Origin of the sequence: Microbacterium sp. VKM Ac-2923 (genome assembly GCF_022815605.1) — a bacterium.
In the GTDB taxonomy this organism is placed as follows: domain Bacteria; phylum Actinomycetota; class Actinomycetes; order Actinomycetales; family Microbacteriaceae; genus Microbacterium.
This window is the reverse complement of sequence record NZ_JALGRP010000003.1, coordinates 299,266-318,804: the sequence shown is the minus strand read 5'-3', so window position 1 is coordinate 318,804 and position 19,539 is coordinate 299,266. Positions and strand designations below refer to the sequence as shown.

The 19,539-nt window shown below is 70.2% G+C and carries 18 protein-coding genes and 1 tRNA gene; 17 read left to right on the top strand and 2 right to left on the bottom strand.

Annotation, left to right across the window (positions count from 1 at the left end; genetic code table 11):
• The first annotated feature begins 38 nt into the window (after nucleotides 1-38).
• The 8 genes from MT347_RS07360 to MT347_RS07325 all read left to right on the top strand — a co-directional run bounded on the left by MT347_RS07360 (nucleotide 39) and on the right by MT347_RS07325 (nucleotide 8,169).
• Nucleotides 39-1,064, top strand: a complete 1,026-nt coding sequence (locus MT347_RS07360) for a PhoH family protein (protein ID WP_243499790.1) — start codon at nucleotides 39-41, stop codon at nucleotides 1,062-1,064.
• Nucleotides 1,061-1,528, top strand: coding sequence for an rRNA maturation RNase YbeY (ybeY, locus tag MT347_RS07355; RefSeq protein WP_243499607.1), 468 nt, complete (start codon nucleotides 1,061-1,063; stop codon nucleotides 1,526-1,528). Before MT347_RS07360 ends, ybeY begins: the two co-directional genes overlap by 4 nt.
• A complete protein-coding gene (locus tag MT347_RS07350; RefSeq protein WP_243499605.1) occupies nucleotides 1,525-2,835 on the top strand; it encodes a hemolysin family protein in 1,311 nt (436 codons plus the stop codon). The genes ybeY and MT347_RS07350 overlap by 4 nt, the downstream gene beginning before the upstream one ends.
• On the top strand, nucleotides 2,832-3,725 hold the full coding sequence (gene era, locus MT347_RS07345; RefSeq protein WP_308194219.1) for a GTPase Era: 894 nt from the start codon (nucleotides 2,832-2,834) through the stop codon (nucleotides 3,723-3,725). Before MT347_RS07350 ends, era begins: the two co-directional genes overlap by 4 nt.
• Nucleotides 3,726-3,794: 69 nt before the next feature.
• Entirely contained in the window at nucleotides 3,795-4,742 is a 948-nt protein-coding gene (locus MT347_RS07340) for an NADP-dependent oxidoreductase (RefSeq protein WP_243499603.1), read from the top strand.
• Nucleotides 4,739-5,326, top strand: coding sequence for a GNAT family N-acetyltransferase (locus MT347_RS07335; RefSeq protein ID WP_243499601.1), 588 nt, complete (start codon nucleotides 4,739-4,741; stop codon nucleotides 5,324-5,326). The genes MT347_RS07340 and MT347_RS07335 overlap by 4 nt, the downstream gene beginning before the upstream one ends.
• Before the next feature lie 150 nt (nucleotides 5,327-5,476).
• Nucleotides 5,477-7,237, top strand: coding sequence for a 2-isopropylmalate synthase (leuA, locus tag MT347_RS07330; RefSeq protein WP_243499599.1), 1,761 nt, complete (start codon nucleotides 5,477-5,479; stop codon nucleotides 7,235-7,237).
• A 149-nt stretch (nucleotides 7,238-7,386) separates the two neighbouring features.
• The gene (locus MT347_RS07325; protein WP_243499597.1) at nucleotides 7,387-8,169 is read left to right on the top strand and encodes an MOSC domain-containing protein; all 783 of its coding nucleotides are present in this window, start codon (nucleotides 7,387-7,389) and stop codon (nucleotides 8,167-8,169) included.
• Between the two features lie 78 nt (nucleotides 8,170-8,247).
• On the opposite strand, the gene MT347_RS07320 is transcribed toward MT347_RS07325, so the two are convergent.
• Nucleotides 8,248-8,940, bottom strand: a complete 693-nt coding sequence (locus tag MT347_RS07320; protein ID WP_243499596.1) for a trimeric intracellular cation channel family protein — start codon at nucleotides 8,938-8,940, stop codon at nucleotides 8,248-8,250.
• A gap of 83 nt (nucleotides 8,941-9,023) precedes the next feature.
• Between MT347_RS07320 and recO the strand changes: the two genes are divergently transcribed.
• From recO to MT347_RS07280, 8 genes are all read left to right on the top strand, one after another.
• The gene (gene recO / locus MT347_RS07315) at nucleotides 9,024-9,752 is read left to right on the top strand and encodes a DNA repair protein RecO (RefSeq protein WP_243499593.1); all 729 of its coding nucleotides are present in this window, start codon (nucleotides 9,024-9,026) and stop codon (nucleotides 9,750-9,752) included.
• The gene (locus tag MT347_RS07310; protein ID WP_243499591.1) at nucleotides 9,749-10,552 is read left to right on the top strand and encodes an isoprenyl transferase; all 804 of its coding nucleotides are present in this window, start codon (nucleotides 9,749-9,751) and stop codon (nucleotides 10,550-10,552) included. Before recO ends, MT347_RS07310 begins: the two co-directional genes overlap by 4 nt.
• Before the next feature lie 69 nt (nucleotides 10,553-10,621).
• Entirely contained in the window at nucleotides 10,622-11,305 is a 684-nt protein-coding gene (locus MT347_RS07305) for a DsbA family protein (protein ID WP_243499589.1), read from the top strand.
• Nucleotides 11,306-11,386: 81 nt separating this feature from the next.
• Nucleotides 11,387-12,553 carry a tRNA dihydrouridine synthase DusB gene (gene dusB / locus MT347_RS07300; protein WP_243499587.1) on the top strand — a complete coding sequence of 389 codons (1,167 nt, stop codon included), beginning with the start codon at nucleotides 11,387-11,389 and terminating at the stop codon, nucleotides 12,551-12,553.
• The gene (locus MT347_RS07295; protein ID WP_374206519.1) at nucleotides 12,525-13,877 is read left to right on the top strand and encodes a deoxyguanosinetriphosphate triphosphohydrolase; all 1,353 of its coding nucleotides are present in this window, start codon (nucleotides 12,525-12,527) and stop codon (nucleotides 13,875-13,877) included. The genes dusB and MT347_RS07295 overlap by 29 nt, the downstream gene beginning before the upstream one ends.
• On the top strand, nucleotides 13,877-15,718 hold the full coding sequence (dnaG, locus tag MT347_RS07290; protein ID WP_243499583.1) for a DNA primase: 1,842 nt from the start codon (nucleotides 13,877-13,879) through the stop codon (nucleotides 15,716-15,718). Before MT347_RS07295 ends, dnaG begins: the two co-directional genes overlap by 1 nt.
• Before the next feature lie 385 nt (nucleotides 15,719-16,103).
• Nucleotides 16,104-16,877 carry an ATP-binding cassette domain-containing protein gene (locus MT347_RS07285; RefSeq protein ID WP_243499581.1) on the top strand — a complete coding sequence of 258 codons (774 nt, stop codon included), beginning with the start codon at nucleotides 16,104-16,106 and terminating at the stop codon, nucleotides 16,875-16,877.
• 62 nt (nucleotides 16,878-16,939) lie between these two features.
• A tRNA-Asn gene (locus MT347_RS07280) sits at nucleotides 16,940-17,015 on the top strand.
• 246 nt (nucleotides 17,016-17,261) lie between these two features.
• On the opposite strand, the gene MT347_RS07275 is transcribed toward MT347_RS07280, so the two are convergent.
• Nucleotides 17,262-18,320: a serine/threonine-protein kinase gene (locus MT347_RS07275; RefSeq protein WP_243499579.1), complete on the bottom strand. Its 1,059-nt coding sequence runs from the start codon at nucleotides 18,318-18,320 to the stop codon at nucleotides 17,262-17,264.
• 209 nt (nucleotides 18,321-18,529) lie between these two features.
• Here MT347_RS07275 and glsA point away from each other — a divergent pair, with 209 nt between their 5' ends.
• Nucleotides 18,530-19,456 carry a glutaminase A gene (gene glsA, locus MT347_RS07270; RefSeq protein ID WP_243499577.1) on the top strand — a complete coding sequence of 309 codons (927 nt, stop codon included), beginning with the start codon at nucleotides 18,530-18,532 and terminating at the stop codon, nucleotides 19,454-19,456.
• Nucleotides 19,457-19,539: the final 83 nt, after the last annotated feature.

The window sequence follows — 19,539 nt, the reverse complement described above, 5'->3', positions numbered from 1 at the left end:
AAACCGTCTCCGACCGCATCGAGGTCGACGGCGTCGCCATGGTGCAGCTCCTCGGACCGCAGGACCGCCTGCTGCGGGTCGTCGAGAAGGAGCATCCCGATGTCGACGTCCACGTGCGCGGCAACGAGATCACGCTGTCCGGCGCACCCGAAGCGGTGCGCGGGGCCCGGGGCCTCGTCGACGAGTTGCTCGCCATGACGCGCTCGGGCCATGGTCTCGACCCGTCCGATGTGAGGAGCTCGAACCGCATGCTCCGCTCCGACGGCGGCCCCCGCCCGTCCGAGGTCATGGGCGAGGCGATCCTGTCGTCGCGCGGCAAGACGATCCGGCCCAAGACCGCCGGCCAGAAAGAGTACGTCGACGCGATCGACGAGAACACGATCGTGTTCGGTATCGGTCCCGCCGGTACGGGCAAGACCTACCTCGCCATGGCCAAGGCCGTCCAAGCGCTGCAGCGCAAAGAGGTGACCCGCATCATCCTCACGCGCCCGGCCGTCGAGGCGGGGGAGCGGCTCGGGTTCCTTCCCGGAACCCTCACCGACAAGATCGATCCGTACCTGCGGCCGCTGTACGACGCGCTCAACGAGATGATGGACCCCGACATCGTCCCCAAGCTCATGGCGACGGGCACCATCGAGGTCGCCCCCCTGGCCTACATGCGCGGACGCACGCTCAATGACTCGTTCGTCGTGCTCGACGAAGCGCAGAACACCACGCCCGAGCAGATGAAGATGTTCCTCACGCGTCTCGGGTTCGGCACGCGCATGGTCGTCACCGGCGACATCACCCAGGTCGACCTCCCTCAGGGCGCCTCGGGTCTGCGCCTGGTCACGCGCGTGCTCGACGACATCGACGACATCCACTTCTCGCGCCTGACCAGCGACGACGTGGTGCGCCACTCGCTTGTCGGCCGCATCGTCGACGCCTACAGCGAGTACGACGAGAAGCGTCTCTCCGCACGTCGTGAGCGCGACGAAGCGTCCGAGTTCGCCACCCGTGCGGAGCGACGCGGCCAAGCGGCCGCCGGTCCCCGCGATCACCTCCCGAGACGAAACCGCTCATGACCATCGAGATCAACAACGAGTCCGACCACCAGGTCGACGAGCAGGTGCTGTTGCGCCTGATGGAGTACAACCTGGCCGAGCTGCACGTCAGCGCCGACGCCGACGTGGCCATCGTGCTCGTCGACGAGGGGGCCATGGAGTCGCTCCACCTGCAGTGGATGGACGAGCCCGGCCCCACCGACGTGCTCAGCTTCCCCATGGACGAACTGCGTCCCGGGTCCGAAGACGCCCCGACCGCCGCGGGTCTGCTGGGCGATATCGTGCTGTGCCCCGCGGTCGCCGAGACCCAGGCGGTCGCGGCCAAGCACTCCACGCAAGACGAACTGATCCTGCTCACCACGCACGGACTGCTGCACCTGCTCGGTTTCGACCACGCCGAACCCGACGAGGAGCGCGAGATGTTCGGTCTGCAGCGCGAACTCATCACCGGTTTCCAGGCCGTCGAACGCCACCGTCGCACATGACCGAGGCGCTGCTCCTCGTCGCTGCATTCGTCCTCGTCGCCTTCGGCGGCCTGATGGCGGCGTTCGAGGCGGCCCTGGGTGTAAATTCGCGCGCGGACCTGCTCGAACTCGGCGTCTCCGGGCGCAACGGGCGGGCTCTGCGCCGCATCGCCGACGACACCGGCGCGCACGTCACGGCAGTGTCGTTCATCCGCGTCCTCGCCGAGACGACCGCCGCTGTGCTCGTCGCCGCGGCGTTCATGCTGATGTTCGACAACATCCTGCTCGCTGTGATCGCCGCCGCCCTGCTGATGACGGGTATCTCGTTCGTCGCCGTCGGGGCCAGCCCCCGTTCGGTGGGTCGCCAGCACGCGCGCGGCTTGCTGACCGGCGGTGCTCCCATCGTGCGGGGGATGCGGATCCTTCTCGGCCCGCTCGCGCACGGGCTCGTCGCGGTCGGCAACCGCGTGACCCCCGGTGTGCCGCGCTCGACGTCGTTCGCGTCGGAGGAGCAGCTGCTCAGCATCATCGACGAGGCCGCGGAGAACGAACTCATCGAAGAAGACGACCGCGAGCTCATCCACTCGGTCTTCGATTTCACCGACCGCTACGTGCGCGAGGTCATGGTGCCGCGCACCGACATGGTGAGCGTGGATGCCGCGGCGACCTCACGCGAAGCTTTGTCGCTCTTCCTCGAGAAGGGCGTCTCGCGCGTGCCCCTGGCCGACGACGAGGCCGATGACATCGTCGGCATGCTCTACCTGAAAGACCTGGTGCAATACGGCTTCCGCGACGAGGCCGGCTGGCGCGACGCGCCCATCCGCCGCATCGCCCGGCCGGCGGTCTTCGTGCCCGAGTCAATGAAGGCCGAGACCCTGCTGCAGCAGATGAAGAAGGACGCCGTCCACGTGTGCCTCGTCGTCGACGAGTACGGCGGGGTCGCGGGCCTGGTCACCATGGAGGATCTGATCGAGGAGCTCGTGGGCGAGATCGTCGACGAGTACGACGCCCCCTCCACCGAGGTGGTCGAGCTCGGCGACGGACGCTACCGGGTCAACGCCCGGCTCGGGCTCGACGAGGTGGGCGACCTGTTCGGCCTCGAGCTCGACGACGACGACGTCGACTCCGTCGGCGGGCTCCTGGGCAAGGCCCTGGGGCGCATCCCGCAACCCGGAGCGACGGCCGAGTACTCCGGTCTCGTACTCACCGGAGGCGCGTCCCGCGGCCGCAACCGCGGCATCGCCACGGTCATCGTGGAACGCTCCGAGATCTCCACCGACGAAGACGCCGAGGCCGACGCCTCCGTGCGCGAGAGGAACGACAGATGAGCGACCCCCGATCCGGTTTCGTGACCTTCGTGGGCCGGCCGAACGTCGGCAAGTCCACGCTGACAAATGCGCTGGTCGGCGAGAAGGTCGCCATCACCAGCGAGAAGCCGCAGACGACGCGTCGCGCGATCCGCGGCATCGTGAACCGTCCCGACGGTCAGCTGGTGGTCGTCGACACGCCCGGCATCCACCGCCCCCGGACGCTGCTCGGTCAGCGTCTGAACGACCTCGTCGAGCAGGTCCTGGGCGATGTCGACGTGATCGCATTCTGCGCGCCGGCGACCGAGAAGGTCGGCCCCGGCGATCGACGCATCGCGGAATCGCTCTCGGGCTACCCCCGGGCGAAGAAGGTCGCGCTGGTGACCAAGACCGACGCCGCGACGCGCGACCAGATCACCGAGCGTCTCGTCGAGGTCGACGCGCTGCGCGAGGACTGGGCCGCCGTCATCCCGCTGTCGGCGGTGACCAACGATCAACTCGACGTGTTGAGCGACGAACTGCTGGCGCTCATGCCCGTCGGTCCGCCGCTGTACGCCGACGACGTCGTCACCGACGAGACGCTCGAGGACCGTATCGCCGAGATCATCCGCGAGGCGGCTCTGCAGGGAGTGCGCGACGAGCTTCCGCACTCGATCGCCGTGACCATCGATGACGTCGCCGCGCGCGAAGACAGCGACCTGACCGACGTCTGGGCCAACATCGTGGTCGAGCGCGACAGCCAGAAGGCGATCATCATCGGCCGCAAGGGCTCGCGACTGGCTGATGTGGGCGCCCGCGCCCGCGCGGGCATCGAGCCGCTCGTGGGCGGTCGCGTCTATCTGTCGCTGCACGTTCGCGTCGCCAAGGAATGGCAGCGCGACCCCAAGCAGCTGGGCCGACTCGGCTTCTGACCACCCCGCCCGACCGTTTCGGGGCGGGCCTCCGCTCGCCCGCGACGACCCCTGACGAAAGGCACGACCATGGCGATGAGGTGGACGGCCCCCGCTCCGGGCCCGATCGAGACCTGGACCTTCGACGAGGTCGAGATCTCCCCGCCCGGTCACGGTGAGGCGACGGTGCGCATCCACGCGGCCGGCGTCAATCCCGCGGATGCCAAGCACGTGGCCCAGGCGCGCCCCGGCGCGCAGTTCCCGGTGCCGATCGGGTACGAGCTCTCGGGCGAGATCACCGCGGTGGGAGCGGAGGCCCTCGGCGGGTCGGGTGAGCTGCGGGTCGGCGACGAGGTCGTCGCGTTCCGCGTGCAGGGTGCCTACGCCACCGAGCTGACGCTGCCGGCACGAGACGTGTTCGCCAAGCCCGCGCCCCTGTCGCACCCGGAAGCGGCCAACCTGCTGCTGGCCGGCACGACCGCGGCCGAGATGATCCAGGTCACCCGCGTCGTCGAGGGAGAGACCGTTCTGCTTCACGCGGCATCCGGTGCCGTCGGGGTGAGCCTGCTGCAGCAGGCCCGTGAGCTCGGCGTCCGCGTGATCGGAACGGTCGGACCGGATGCCGAGGACTCCGCCGAGCGCGTACGACGCTTCGGCGGTATCCCGGTGGCCTACGGGGAGGGGCTTCGCGAGCGCGTCGAGGAAGCGGCCGACGGCGCGTCGATCGCCGCTGCCTGGGACGCCGTGGGCACAGACGAGGCCATCGACGTCTCGCTCGAGCTCGTCGCCGAACGCGACCGCATCGTCACCATTGTGAGTCCCGACCGGGCGAAGGCCGACGGGTTCTTTTGGATCGCGGGCTCGCGGCCCGAGAGCGCACGGTTCCGCGACATCGCACGTGCCCGCGTGCTCGAGCTGGCGGCATCCGGTGCCCTCGAGGTGCCCGTCGCCCGCACCTATCCTCTGGCCGAGGCGATCGAGGCCGTACGGTTCGTCATGACCGGTCACCCGGGCGGCAAGGTGGCGCTGCTGCCGTGAGCGCGTCGCCGTTCGTGCTGCCTCCGGCGCCCCGGATCCTCGACGTGCGGACCGATCGCGTGCGGTTGCGGCCCTTCGTCGAGGCCGACCTCGACGCCATGGCCGCCTACCGCGGCGATGCCGAGGTGTGCCGCTTCCTGCCTTTCGAGCCGCAGTCGGCCGACGACATCCGCGGTCGCATCGGCCACCTGTTCGGGTGCACGAGCCTCGAGGGCGAGCGCGACGGCGTCGTCCTCGTGATCGAACGGGTGAGTGACGGGGAGGTGATCGGCGACCTCGTGCTCTTCCACCTCGACGCGGAGGCGGGGTCGGCCGAGATCGGGTGGGTGGTGAGTCCCGCGGCATCCGGTCGAGGACTCGCAACCGAGGCGGTCCGCGCGCTCATCGACACCGCCTTCCGGGTGTACGGTCTGCGCCGCCTGACGGCTCGGATCGATTCCGAGAACGTCCGCTCGGTGGCTCTGGCCGAGCGGGTCGGTATGCGCCGCGAGGCGCACTTCACCGAGAACGAATGGTTCAAGGGACGCTGGAGCGACGAGCTGCGGTACGCCCTCCTCGCGCGCGAATGGGCGCCGACGTCGTGAACCCCTCGCTGCGACACTGCTACGATCGCAGGATGCGCTTCGGTGGCCTCCTTCTTCTTAGCTGCCGCGACGAGTCCTCGTTCTAAGGGCCTTCCTCGTCGCGGAGATCGTCGTCGGCCCCACCGAACGAATCTAAAGAAGCGACACATCATGAAGAACACCCAGAAGCCCACGTCCGCTCCGGTGCACAAGTACCGTCCCTTCCACGAGCAGATCCGGGTCGAGCTGCCCGATCGCACGTGGCCGTCGAAACGCATCGAGACCGCACCGCGCTGGTGCGCCGTCGACCTGCGCGACGGAAACCAGGCCCTCATCGATCCCATGAGCCCGGAGCGCAAGCGGGTCATGTTCGAGCTGCTCGTGAAGATGGGCTACAAGGAGATCGAGGTCGGGTTCCCGAGCGCGAGCCAGACCGACTTCGACTTCGTCCGTCAGCTCATCGACGACGGCCTGATCCCCGACGACGTGACCATACAGGTGCTGACGCAGGCGCGCGAGCACCTGATCGCCCGCACGTACGAGGCCATCGCGGGCGCAAAGCAGGCGATCGTGCACCTCTACAACTCCACGAGCGTGCTGCAGCGCGAGGTGGTGTTCCGCACCGATCAGCAGGGAATCGTCGACATCGCGCTCGAGGGTGCCCGTCTGTGCAAGCAGTACGAGGCGACCATTCCCCAAACTGACGTCTACTACGAGTACTCGCCCGAGAGCTACACCGGTACCGAGCTCGAGTTCGCCCTGCGCATCTGCAATGAGGTGCTGGAGGTCTTCCAGCCGACGCCCGAGCGCAAGGTCATCCTGAACCTCCCCGCGACCGTCGAAATGGCGACGCCGAACGTCTACGCCGACTCGATCGAGTGGATGTCGCGACACCTGAACCACCGCGAGAACGTCATCCTGTCGCTGCACCCGCACAACGACCGCGGCACCGCCGTGGCCGCCGCGGAGCTCGGCTACCTGGCCGGCGCCGACCGCATCGAGGGATGCCTGTTCGGCAACGGGGAGCGCACCGGCAACGTCGACCTGGTCGCCCTGGGCGTCAACCTGCTGACGCAGGGCATCGACCCGCAGATCGACTTCAGCGACATCGACCAGGTCAAGCGCACCGTCGAGTACTGCAACCAGCTGCCCGTCCCCGAACGCAGCCCGTGGGCCGGTGACCTTGTGTTCACGGCCTTCAGCGGATCGCATCAGGATGCCATCAAGAAGGGCTTCGAGGCCATGGAGGCCCGCGCGGCCTCCGAGGGCAAGAGCATCGACGACATCGAGTGGGCCGTGCCGTACCTGCCCATCGATCCCAAGGATCTGGGCCGCTCGTACGAGGCCGTCATCCGCGTCAACTCGCAGTCGGGCAAGGGCGGCGTCGCGTATTTGCTGAAGGCCGACCACGCGATCGACCTGCCCCGCAAGCTCCAGATCGAGTTCTCGGGCGTCGTTCAGACCCGCACCGACGCCGAGGGTGGCGAGGTGTCGAGCGCCCAGATCTGGGATATCTTCACCGACGAGTACCTGCCATCGAAGAACGACGACCAGCGCTGGGGGCGTTTCGAACTGCTGTCGACGCGCTCATCGAGCGACATGTCGGGCGACGTGCACCTCGACGTCTCGCTGCGCGACGGCGACCAGACGCACCCCGCCTCGGCCGTGGGCAACGGTCCGGTGGCCGCCTTCCTCGAGATCGTCCGGTCGCAGGGCTTCGACGTGACGCTGTACGACTACGTCGAGCACGCCCTCAGCTCGGGCGGCGACGCGCAGGCCGCGGCCTACGTCGAGCTGCAGGTCGACGACCAGCGTCTGTGGGGCGTCGGCATCGACGGCGACATATCGACCGCGTCGCTGAAGGCCATCGTGTCGGGCGTGAACCGCGCGATCCGCACCCGTCAGGACGCGAGCGCGCTGGCCGGCGTCTGATCGTCGTCTCGAAGCGCCGCCATCCTTTCCCGGGTGGCGGCGCTTCGGCGTGCGGGAGGCAACGCCCCGACGGCATCCGTCGGGCGTCGCACCGCCCAGGTGTCGACGCCGCGCCCTCGCCGCCGTCGTGCGGATGCGAGGATGAATCCGTGATCCGCGTCGACGCCCTCTACCGCTACCCCGTCAAGGGCTTCTCGCCCGAGCGACGGGACAGCCTCGTCATCCAGGACGACGGCCGCGTGCAGGGCGATCGTGCTCTGGTGTTCCGCTTCGCCGACGCGCTCGAGCCAGCGGACGCCACCTTCCCCAAGAGTCGCGGGCTGGCGCTCATGACCTTCCCGACCCTCGCGCGTGTGCGCCTGAGTTTCGACGACACGGCGCACACTCTGCGTCTCCAGGTCGACGACCTCGACGTCACCGCCGACCTCAGCGACGAGGGTCGTGCGCGTCTCAGCGAAGCGGTCACGGCGTACCTGCGCACGACCAGTGACGCGAAGCTGCTCGACGCCGACGGCGTCCTGCCCCTGGGCCTCCTCGGCGACGGTGCGACCGCGCGCTTCCAGGACCGGCCGCGGGGCTTCATCTCGCTGCACGGCTCCGCCTCGGTCGCCGACCTGGATGCCGCGGTACCCGCGCCCGTGGACGATCGCCGTTTCCGCTCCAACATCGTGATCTCCGGTGCCGACGCGTGGGCGGAACTGGACTGGACCGGTCGGCTTCGCATCGGCGAGGTGCTGTTCGACGTTCAGAAGCCCATCGAGCGGTGCGCCGCGATCACCGCCAACCCCGACACCGGCGTACGCGACGCACGGCTCCTCCGCGTGCTCACGACCGAGTTCGCCCAGGACGAGCCGACCCTCGGCATCCTGCTCCTCCCCGTGGACGGCGGCGGCACGGTCCGCGAGGGCGACGAGGTCGTCCTCGACGCGTGAGTCGCCAAGAAACGTCGCTTCAGACCAGACCCGAGCGACAGAATCTGGCGACTCGCTCGCGGAGGGGCGGGCGAGGGGTCAGGACTCCGCGCGGATGATCGGAATGCCGGTGGTCTCGACCGCGACCTTGCGGCGGTAGAGCTTGCGCTGCTCCGGCAGCGACAGGTCGAACAGCACCGCGAGGACGCGGATGATGGTGGTGATCGCGACGCCGATGACCGCGGCGATCGGCAGGGGCACACCGAACGCCGCCGTCGTCGCGAGCACCGCGCAGCCCCCGCCCGCGGCCACCGCGTACAGCGAGCCGACGTGCATGATCGCGACGGGCAGGCCCATCAGCACGTCGCGGAGCACGCTGCCGCCCACCGCCGCCAGCACGCCGACGAAGATCGCGGGGACCGCCGGCATGCCGAGAGCGAGGGCCTTCGACGTGCCGAACGCGCCGAACAGCCCGATCACGACGGCATCGAGCATGACGATCGCGCGGTTGAGGCGCTGGAAGATCCCCGAGAGGAGCATCCCCACGATCGAGGCGAGCGTCGCGGTGATGAGGTACCAGTTGCTCTGCAGGGTGGCCGGGGTCAACCCCAGGAGCAGGTCGCGGATGAGTCCGCCGCCCATGCCGAGAAGGATGCCGATGATCGCCACCCCGAGCAGGTCGAGTCGTCGCTGGCCCTGGAAGCCCGACGCGAACAGCGCGCCCTGGACGCCGCCGAGGGCGACGGCGGTGAGGTCCGCCCACAGGGGGATGACGAAGGTCGGCGTGTCCACGGCATCCATTCTTCCGCCCGGGGAGCCGGTTCGCGGGGCGCGCCGCGCAGGCTCCTCACGGGCGCGCGGCACGATAATGGACTGTGCCCACCTACCGCGACGAGGTCGTGGTCCTGCGTACCCACAAGCTCGGGGAGGCGGACCGCATCCTCACCCTGCTCAGCCGCCGCAACGGCAAGATCCGCGCGGTCGCAAAGGGTGTTCGGCGCACCTCGTCGAAGTTCGGGTCGCGGCTCGAGCCCTTCATGGTCGCCGACGTCCAGCTGTCCACCGGACGCAACCTCGACATCGTGCAGCAGGCGGAGTCGCTCGGTTCGTACGGTGCCGACATCGTCGCCGATTACGACCGGTACACCACCGCCAGCGCGATGGTGGAGACCGCTGATCGGCTGAACGAAGCCGAGGCGACGCCGCAGCAGTACCTGCTGCTCGTGGGCGGGCTGCGCGCGCTCGCGCGTGCCGAGCATTCGGAGCGCAGCGTGCTCGATTCGTACCTGCTGCGGGCCATGGCCCTCTCGGGGTGGGCTCCGGGGCTGACCGAGTGCGCGCGCTGCGGCACGGTCGGCGACCACGACTACTTCCTGCCCCAACTCGGCGGGGTGATCTGTTCGAGCTGCGCGCCCGCCGGCTCGCCGCGCGTCGCACGCGACACCGTCGACATGCTCCGCGCGCTCATGGCGGGGGAGTGGGAGGCCATCGACGCCGCCCCCGGGCGCACGACCGCGGCAGCCTCGGGCCTCGTGGCCGCGTACGCGCAGTTCCACCTCGAGCGCGGCATCCGTTCCCTCTCGCACCTGGAGTCGCCTCGATGACACCGAAGCCGTTCACGCACCGCGATGCCGTGCCGTACCGCCCCCTCGATTGGACCGGGGAGTACCCCCCGACCTACCCGAAGGGCGCCGTCCCCGAGCACGTCGCGATCGTGATGGACGGCAACGGTCGGTGGGCGAACCGTCAGGGACTCACGCGCGTCGAAGGCCACCGAGCGGGAGAGGCGGCACTTCTCGACGTGGTCGCCGGCGCCATCCAGGCGGGCGTGAAGCATCTCTCGGTCTACGCTTTCTCGACCGAGAACTGGTCGCGCTCTCCCGACGAGGTGCGGTTCCTGATGGGCTTCAACCGCGAGGTCCTGCATCGCCGCCGTGACCAGCTCAACGAGTGGGGCGTCCGCATCCGGTGGTCGGGCCGCAAGCCCCGGCTGTGGGGCTCTGTCATCAAGGAACTGCAGCACGCGGAGCGTCTCACCGAGGGCAACTCCACCCTGACGCTGACCATGTGCGTCAACTACGGCGGTCGCGTGGAGATCGTGGATGCCATGCGCCGCATCGGCGACGACATCGCCGCGGGCCGCCTCAAGCCCTCGGCCGTGACCGAGAAGCTCATCCGCAAGAACCTCTACCAGCCCGACATGCCCGATGTCGACCTGTTCGTCCGCTCAAGCGGCGAGCAGCGCACGTCGAACTTCCTGCTGTGGGAGTCGGCGTACGCCGAGATGGTGTTCCTCGACACGCTCTGGCCCGACTTCCGCCGCACCCACCTGTGGGACGCCATCGGTCTCTACCTGTCGCGTGACCGCCGGTTCGGCGGAGCCATCGACACGCCCACCTCCTGAGCGTCGGTCGCGGAGAGCGATGGATGCCGCGAACGGAATAGATCGACGAACCGGAAGGTTGCACGCGATATGACGGATGCCATCAAGATCGACGTGTGGAGCGACATCGCCTGCCCCTGGTGCTACATCGGCAAGCGGAACCTCGAGAACGGCCTGGCCGCCACGGCCGCCGATGACGACGCCCCGGTCGTCGAGATCGAGTACCACTCGTTCGAGCTCTCACCCGACACCCCCGAGGACTTCCACGGCGGCGAGGTCGACTACCTGTCGCAGCACAAGGGCATCTCGCCCGAATCGGCTCGCGAGATGCTCGACCGCGTCACCGGCGTCGCCGCCGATGCGGGTCTGACGTATCGCTTCGACATCCTCCAGCACACCAACACCGTCAAGGCGCACGAGCTGCTGCACTTCGCGAAGGAGCACGGGCGCCAGCTCGAACTCGCCGAACTGCTGATGTCGGCGTACTTCCTCGAGGGTCGCCACGTCGGACGTGACGACGATCTCGTCGAGGTCGCGGTCGAAGCGGGCCTCGACGCGGACGCCGCGCGCGAGGCTCTCGCATCTCAGCGCTACCGCTCGGCGGTGCGCGCCGATCAGGCGCAGGCGCAGCAGTTCGGCATCACGGGCGTTCCGTTCTTCGTCATCGACGGGAAGTACGGCGTGAGCGGGGCGCAGCCGGTGGAGGCGTTCACGCAGATCGCCCGTCAGGTGTGGGGCGAGCGTCGCGAGGCATCCGCGACCGCCGACGTCTGACCTGTCCTCCACAGCGGTGTCCGCCGTCGGCTCCGGCCGGGGCGGGCACCGCTGTCGCACGACGTCTGGGAGAATGAAACGATGACCACGGCAACGGCTCCGACGCGGACTCTCCGCATCGGCAACATCGAGCTCGATGCTCCCGTCGTCCTCGCGCCCATGGCCGGCATCACGAACACCGCGTTCCGCCGTCTCTGTCGCGAGTACGGCGCCGGCCTGTACGTGAGCGAGATGATCACGACGCGCGCGCTCGTCGAACGCAACGACACCACGATGCGTCTCATCCGGCACCACGAATCCGAGACCCCGCGCTCCATCCAGCTCTACGGCGTGGATCCTGCGACCGTCGAGGCCGCCGTGCAGATGATCGTCGACGAAGATCACGCCGACCACATCGATCTCAACTTCGGCTGCCCGGTACCCAAGGTCACACGCCGCGGCGGCGGTGCCGCCCTGCCGTGGAAGACGTCGCTGTTCCGCGAGATCGTCGAGCGCGCGGTGCGCGCGGCGGGCAGTACGCCGCTGACGATCAAGATGCGGAAAGGCATCGACGCCGATCACCTCACCTACCTCGAGGCCGGGCGGATCGCCGAGGGCGCGGGCGTGGCATCCATCGCCCTGCACGCGCGCACGGCAAGCGAGTTCTACTCGGGCCACGCCGACTGGTCGGCGATCACGAAGCTCAAAGAGACCGTGACGAGCGTGCCGGTGCTCGGCAACGGCGACATCTGGTCGGCCGACGACGCAGTGCGCATGATGGACGAGACCGGCTGCGACGGTGTGGTCGTCGGTCGCGGCTGCCTCGGTCGCCCGTGGCTGTTCGGCGATCTGGCCCGCGCGCTCGGTGGTCCCGGCGCCGCCCACGGCGCGCCGGTCGACGCCACTCTCGGGTTCGTCGCGCGGGCGTTCCGCCGACACGCCGAGCTGCTGGTCGAGTTCTTCGACGACGAGGGCCGCGGCTGCCGTGACATCCGCAAGCACGTCGCCTGGTACTTCAAGGGCTACCCCGTCGGCGGCGAGTTGCGCGCGAGTCTCGCGATCGCGTCGACGCTCGACGAGATCGACGAGCTGCTGGCCACGATGGAACTCGACGCGCCCTACCCGGGAGCGGCCGCGGAGGGCCAGCGCGGACGCGCCGGGACCCCGAAGCGCCCGGCCCTTCCCGACGGGTGGCTGGCCTCCCGCGAGATCGGCGACGACGCTGGTCGTGCCCTGGCCGATGCCGAACTGGACCATAGCGGTGGCTGAGGTCGCCGCGACCGCTGCCCGTCCGCTCGGGTACGACGACGCCGACGCCGCCCGCTTCCATGTCGAGAGGCATCGCTCGCGGCGCGACGACTTCGCGCGGGATCGCGCGCGCGTGCTGCACTCCGCCGCCCTCCGCCGCCTCGCCGCCAAGACGCAGGTGTTGAGCCCCGCGAGCCCCGCCGACTTCGCCCGCAACCGGCTGACGCACTCCCTCGAGGTGGCGCAGGTCGGCCGCGAGTTGGCGACGGCCCTCCAGCTCTCTCCCGACGTCGTCGACACCGCCTGCCTCAGCCACGACCTCGGCCACCCGCCGTTCGGGCACAACGGCGAGCGGGCGCTGAACGAATGGGCCGAGGACATCGGCGGCTTCGAGGGCAACGCGCAGACCCTGCGCATCCTCACCCGCCTCGAGCCGAAGGTGTTCGGCGCCGACGGCGAGCCGTTCGGTCTCAACCTCACCCGGTCGAGCCTCGACGCGACGTGCAAATACCCCTGGACGGCCGACGAGCCCGTGCCCGACCCCGGCGGACGTCTGAAGTTCGGCGTCTACCCCGACGACGAGCAGGTGTTCCACTGGATGCGGGGCGGCGCGCCCGCCCGCCAGCGGTGCATCGAGGCAGAGGTCATGGACCTCGCCGACGACATCGCGTACTCGGTGCACGATTTCGAGGACGCGGTCGTCAATCGCTACGTCGACCCTGCCCGACTGGCATCCCGCGTCGGGCGCGAGGGTCTGCTCGACGCGATCCAGCGCTGGGTGGGGTACGACTTCGTGCGCGACGACCTCGACGCGGGTCTCGAGCGCCTCATGGCCATGCCGGAGTGGATCCCGTCTTTCGACGGCACCCGCCCCGCGCTCGCGCGGCTGAAGAACCTCACGTCCGATCTCATCGGCCGCTTCGCGAGAGCCGCCACCGCCGCCACGCGCGAAGCGCACCCGGCCGACGCGCTCACCCGGTATCGCGCCCACGTGATCGTCCCGGCCGAGGTCGAGGTCGAGATGGCGGTGCTCAAGGGCATCATCGGCGCGACCGTCGTCTCGATCGACGGCCGCAAGGTTCTGTACCGCGAGCAGCGCAACGTGCTCAAGCGCCTGGCTTCCGCGATGTGGGAGAACCCCGGCGCGCTCGACGCCCTGCACGCGCCCGACTTCGCCGCGGCGACCGACGACACCGCTCGGCGCCGCGTCGTCGTCGATCAGGTGGCGAGCCTCACCGACCAGCTGGCGATCGCGTGGCACGGCCGGCTCGTGGGCGAAGTGGATGCCGCAGAACTCGGGGTATGGGCGCCGGGAGCCCGCGCCGCCCGGGGGGCGGATGCCTGATGGCCCGCATCCGCCAGGCCGACGTCGATGAGGTGAAGGCGCGGGTCAACATCGCCGACGTGATCGGCGAACGCGTCGCACTCAAGCCCGCGGGCGTCGGTTCGATGAAGGGCCTCTGTCCCTTCCACGACGAGCGGTCGCCCAGCTTCAACGTGCGGCCCCAGGTCGGCTACTACCACTGCTTCGGCTGCGGCGAGTCGGGCGACGTGTACTCGTTCCTGCGCGCGATGGACCACGTGTCGTTCACCGAGGCGGTCGAGCGCATGGCGGCCCGCGTCGGGTACACCCTGCACTACGAAGACGGGGGAGCGGCGCCCGAGATCACCGGACGCTCGCGGCTGTACGCGGCCAACGCCGCCGCGGCGGAATACTTCCGCAGCCAGCTGATGACGCCAGAGGCCGAGACCGGGCGCCGGTTCCTCGGCGACCGCGGGTTCGACGCGGGGGCGGCGGCCCACTTCGGCGTCGGCTATGCCCCGAAGGGCTGGGCGCACCTCCACGACCACCTGTCGTCGCTGAAGTTCTCGCGCGACGAATTGGTGACGGCAGGACTCGTCTCGCAGAACCAGCGCGGGGGGACGTACGACCGCTTCCGCGGGCGGCTCGTGTGGCCCATTCGCGACGTCACCGGCCAGGTGATCGGGTTCGGCGCGCGCAAGCTGTTCGACGACGACCAGGGCCCGAAATACCTGAACACGCCCGAGACGCCGATCTACAAGAAGGCGCAGGTGCTGTACGGCCTCGACCTCGCCAAGCGCGACATCTCGCGCTCCCACCGTGTCGTCGTCGTCGAGGGCTATACCGACGTCATGGCCTGCCACCTGGCCGGCGTCACCACTGCGATCGCCTCGTGCGGAACGGCGTTCGGCAGCGACCACATCACGGTGCTCCGACGCGTGATGGGCGACGACAGCTCCTCGGGCGAGGTGGTCTTCACCTTCGACCCCGACGCGGCGGGACAGAAGGCGGCGCTGCGCGCGTTCGCCGACGAGAAGCGTTTCGCCGCGCAGACGTACGTCGCCGTGGCGCCCGAGGGCCTCGACCCGTGCGACCTCCGCCTGCAGCGCGGAGACGGCGCCGTCCGCGCGCTGATGGAGAACAAGAACCCCATGTTCGAGTTCGTCATCGACCAGCGCCTCAAAGACTTCGACCTCGCCAGTGTCGAGGGGCGCGCGGGCGCCCTGCGGGCGGCCGCTCCCATCGTCGCCGACATCCGCGACCCGTCCCTCCGGCCGGGCTACGTGCGCGTACTCGCTCGCCGACTCGGCCTCGACATGCCCGAGGTGCAGGCCGCCGTCGAACGTGCGGCGCGCGGGGCGGACCGCGCCGAGCAGCGTGAGGCGCAGCGCGGGGCGGATGCCGCTCCCGTCGCCGTGTCGGTCACGATGGCCTCGTTGCCGAACACCCGCGACGTCGCCCTGGAGCGGGGCGCGATGATGGCCTTCCTGCAGTACGGGCACCGGATCGAGCCGGACGTGTTCCTCCGCGCTCTGCAACTGGCGTTCGGCCACCCCGCCCTCGAGGCCGTGCGCGGGTCCCTGGCATCCACCGATCTGTCGCAGCCCGGGTGGGCGGTGGCCGCCGTCGAGGCGGTGCGCGAGCCCTTCCGATCTCTCGCGGCAGAGCTGCTGACAGCGGAATTCCCCGCCCGCACCGAAGAGGGCGCGGTGGCGTCGGCGAACGATCTCGCCCGCGGGCTGCTCCTGCGCGAGTTGCAGCGAGAGAAGGACGAGCTGCTGCGGGGGATCCAGCGAGTGCTGCCGGATTCCGAAGAGGGACGACGCCTGCGCCTGCGCCTTCGCGAGCTGGATGCCGACCGCCAGCGCCTGATCGTCTCGTAGCGCGCGCTCTCGGCTGCCGCGGCGGCGGCTCTGGGCCCCGGCGTCCCCGCGGTGGTGGCTCGGGACCCCGGCGTCCCCGCGGTGGTGGCTCGGGACCCCGGCGTCCCCGCGGTGACGGCCCGTGCCCGCGGCGTCCCCGCGGTGGCGGCTCGTGCCCGCGGCGTCCCCGCGGTGGCAGCCCGTGCCCGCGACGTCCCCGCACCAGCAGTGCACGCGCGGCGATGTGCGCCGGGACCGCGGGTTGTGGCCGAGACCGCAGGGTGTTGCCGAGACCGCCCCTCAACGGCATCGACCGCGTGCGGTCTCGGCACGCGCGTGCGGCCTCCGCAGGTGCGACCCGGGCGCGCCGCTGGCATCCGTCTCCACGGTGGGCGAGGATGAAGGAATGCCCCGGACCCTCGACACCGACGTCGTCCTCCGCACCGACGACCTCTCGCTCGCCCGCGGCGGGGTGCGCGTGATCGACGGGATCACCTTCACGCTGCTGCCGGGGCGCACGCTGGTGGTGCGCGGCGCGACCGGGTCGGGCAAGACCTCGCTCGTCTCCCTCCTCGCCGGCGATCCCGACGACGGGCTGAACGTGGTGGGTGGCGATGCGCGGGTGCACGGCATCTCGGCGCGGCATCCGGGGCGAGCGCGTCGCGAATGGGTGTTCCACACCGGCTACCTGCCCCAGGGGGCGGGCGCGGCGCTGCCGTCGCGGCTGACCGTTCAAGACGTCATCGCCGAGCCGATCACGAGCCGCGACCGTCGGGTGAACACCCGGGCCCTCGCGGTGCGCGTGGCAACCCTGCTCGACGAGATGGAACTTCCGCTGGGTACCGCCCCGAAGTACCCCTACGAGCTCAGCGCGGGCATGCGCCAGCGCGTCGCCCTGGCCCGAGCGCTCGTGCTGGAGCCCCGGCTGTTCGTCGCCGACGACGTCTACGCCAACCTCGATCTCGAGGTGCGCGCGGCCGCCCGCACGGCCATCACCCGCCGCCGCGACGAGCGGGGCATGGCGTCGCTGATCGTGACGAACGACGCCGACGCGCCGCGTGAACTGGATGCCGACGTGCTCGTGCTGCACGCCGGTCACGCCGTCGGGCTGGGTCACGCCGACGAGGCCGTGCAATGGACGCCCGACGGCACGCCCGAGCGACGACTTTCCTCGCCGTGATTTTCTCGGCGCCCCCGCGTGCTGTTAGTATCGTCGGGTTGCCCACCGCAAGGCGGGCATGATCCTCGGTAGCTCAATTGGCAGAGCAATCGGCTGTTAACCGATAGGTTCTTGGTTCGAGTCCAAGCCGGGGAGCCAACGAAAGGCCCGTCTCGCGAGAGGCGGGCCTTCGTCGTCGCGGCGGCGGAACCGCGATCCGAGGTCACCTCGTCCGCGGCACCGCGGGGGACGACCGCAAGACGGACACCCGGGAGCGGCGAGGACGATCGCCTCGGACACGCTCGATGTTGCCAGGATGCCGAGAGGATCACGGCGGCACCGGCGGTGCTCATCCTCAGGTCGGTCCGCGTCGGCGCGGACGTCGACGAGTCGCGCGACGCGAGGTCACGGCATCCGTCTGCCTCTCCGGAGCCACGTTCGCATCGGACGACGCCCGGGCCGGGGGAGACGTGCCGAGCTGCCCGCCGGCGGGTCGACCGATGGCGCGGGCCCTGCGGCGGAAACGCCTCCGGGCGTCGAGAGCGGGGCGGTGACCGGGGCCGTCGCCGTCGTCCACCCCACGAGCGGATCCTCGGAGTCCGCCTCGTTCGCGGACGCCTCCCTGGTCAGTTCCGCCGCGCGCGCCGCCACGGTCGCTGCCGACGGTCGCTCCGCGGCGTCTGCAGCAATCATCGCGCTGAGCAACCTCTGCCACGCGGGACTCAGCGATCCCGGCACCTCGGGCCGACGTGCTCGACGTTCGAGCACAGTTCCCTGTAGCGAAGCGGCACCGCACGGGGGCCGTCGTGTGTGCGCTTCGATGGCCAACAGCCCGAGGGCGTAGATGTCCGCTGCGGCTCCCGGCGCTTCACCGCGCACCTGTTCGGGCGCGAGGTACGGGGAGGAACCGATCCCGGTGCGGGGGATGATCGGTCCCGTCGCATCGACACGAGGGCTGACGCCGAAGTGGGCGAGTACCGCCTCGACATCCCGGGTCGCCCCGTGGAGCGGCCGCAGCAGCACGTTCGACGGTGTGACGTCGCGATGCACGATGCCCGCGTCGTGCACGACCGCGAGGGCACCGGCGAGGTCGCCCAGGATGCCGGCGAGGTCGCTCGCTTCGATTTCGCCTCTCTCGATGCGCCGTTGCAGCGACGGCCCGGCGATGAGCTCCATCACGAGGTAGCCGTGATCCTCGTCGAGGAGTCGCGCGTCGTAAAGGGTGATGAGAGACGGGTGGTCGAGCGATGCGAACGTCCGCACCTCGGGCATGCGCCGCAGGGGTTCGGATTCGCCGCTCCCATCGGCGCGGAAGATCTTGATCGCGACGTCGCGGGCCAGCACTTCGTCGCGAGCGCGGAAGACGCGCCCCCGCCCACCCGCGCCGATGCGCTCGCGCAGGATGTAGCGCGCGCCCAGGATGCCGCCCGTATGCGGCATCGAGACTTCGGAGGCGTGGCTCATCGGATCCTTCGCGGAGCGGCCCGGGCGGCGGGCATGGGACGGCGCGGGTCACCGTCTGGTCGCACACTATGCGCGGCGGGAGTGCGTGGACACGGGGCTGGCGGTGGCCGGGAGCGGAACGCATAATGATCGCCCCTGCCACCCCTGTCGCGTACGTCCGGGTCCGCAACCCGGTCGCCATGTGCGATCGAGGTCGTCAGAGTGGACAGGTGACCCACGATCCGCACCGGTACGACCTCGACGCCCTGCGCACCCGCCTCCTCGACGAGACGAGCGGTGAGGTGGACGACAGCATCCCCCAACTCGCCGACGCCGATCCGGAGCTGTGCGCGATCGCACTCGTTCTGACCGACGGGACCGCCGTCACGAGCGCGGACGCCGATGTCGCCTTCAGCGTGCAGTCCGCGGTGAAGCCGTTCCTGTTCGCCCTGGCTCTGCTCGACACCGACGGCGAGGCTCTCGACCGCGTCGGCATCGAGCCGACCGGGGAATCGTTCGACGCGATCAAGCTGGAGAGCGGCACCGGTCGACCACCCAACCCCATGGTCAACGCGGGAGCTCTGCTCACGGCATCCTTGGTCCGGGGTGTCGATCCCGCCGAGCGCGATGCGCGCATCGCCGAGGGACTCGCGGCATTCGCCGGACGCGACCTGACCGTCGATGAGGATGTCGCGCACAACGAACACCTGCTCGGCGACCGCAACCATGCCCTAGCCCACCTCATGCGGGCCGAGGGGACCATGCACGTCAGCGCCGACGACGCGGTCGCCGTCTACGCGCGGGCCTGCGCGACCCTGGTGGATGCCGAGACCCTGGCCGTCATGGGTGCCACACTCGCGTGCGGCGGCGTCAATCCCCGCACCGGGGCCCGCGTCGTCCCCGAGCGCGTGGCGCGCGACGTCGTGTCGGTGATGGCCACGTGCGGGGTCTACGACGGGTCGGGCCGGTGGATGCGCGCCGTCGGCATCCCGGCGAAATCCAGCGTGTCCGGGGCGATCGTCCTCGCTGCTCCCGGGCGCCTCGGCGCGGCCGTCGTCAGCCCGCCGCTCGACGCGCAGGGGACGAGCGTTCGCGGCCGGCTCGCGAGCGAGGCGTTGAGCGACGAGCTGCACCTGCACAGCTTCGGCGCGGGCTGAGGCCTCCCACCTCCCGTGTCGGTGCCGACCGGTGCGGTCTCGAGGAGACCCGCCGCCGCGGGTGGGAGCCGATGATCCCGTGA

Bases quoted from the DNA above. Each gene is read 5' to 3' on its own strand.
- MT347_RS07360 (WP_243499790.1), top strand. From the start codon at position 39: ATGGTGCAGCTCCTCGGACCGCAGGACCGCCTGCTGCGGGTCGTCGAG.
- ybeY (WP_243499607.1), top strand. From the start codon at position 1,061: ATGACCATCGAGATCAACAACGAGTCCGACCACCAGGTCGACGAGCAG.
- MT347_RS07350 (WP_243499605.1), top strand. From the start codon at position 1,525: ATGACCGAGGCGCTGCTCCTCGTCGCTGCATTCGTCCTCGTCGCCTTC.
- era (WP_308194219.1), top strand. From the start codon at position 2,832: ATGAGCGACCCCCGATCCGGTTTCGTGACCTTCGTGGGCCGGCCGAAC.
- MT347_RS07340 (WP_243499603.1), top strand. From the start codon at position 3,795: ATGGCGATGAGGTGGACGGCCCCCGCTCCGGGCCCGATCGAGACCTGG.
- leuA (WP_243499599.1), top strand. From the start codon at position 5,477: ATGAAGAACACCCAGAAGCCCACGTCCGCTCCGGTGCACAAGTACCGT.
- MT347_RS07310 (WP_243499591.1), top strand. From the start codon at position 9,749: ATGACACCGAAGCCGTTCACGCACCGCGATGCCGTGCCGTACCGCCCC.
- MT347_RS07305 (WP_243499589.1), top strand. From the start codon at position 10,622: ATGACGGATGCCATCAAGATCGACGTGTGGAGCGACATCGCCTGCCCC.
- dusB (WP_243499587.1), top strand. From the start codon at position 11,387: ATGACCACGGCAACGGCTCCGACGCGGACTCTCCGCATCGGCAACATC.
- MT347_RS07295 (WP_374206519.1), top strand. From the start codon at position 12,525: ATGCCGAACTGGACCATAGCGGTGGCTGAGGTCGCCGCGACCGCTGCC.
- dnaG (WP_243499583.1), top strand. From the start codon at position 13,877: ATGGCCCGCATCCGCCAGGCCGACGTCGATGAGGTGAAGGCGCGGGTC.
- MT347_RS07285 (WP_243499581.1), top strand. From the start codon at position 16,104: ATGCCCCGGACCCTCGACACCGACGTCGTCCTCCGCACCGACGACCTC.
- MT347_RS07275 (WP_243499579.1), bottom strand. From the start codon at position 18,320: ATGAGCCACGCCTCCGAAGTCTCGATGCCGCATACGGGCGGCATCCTG.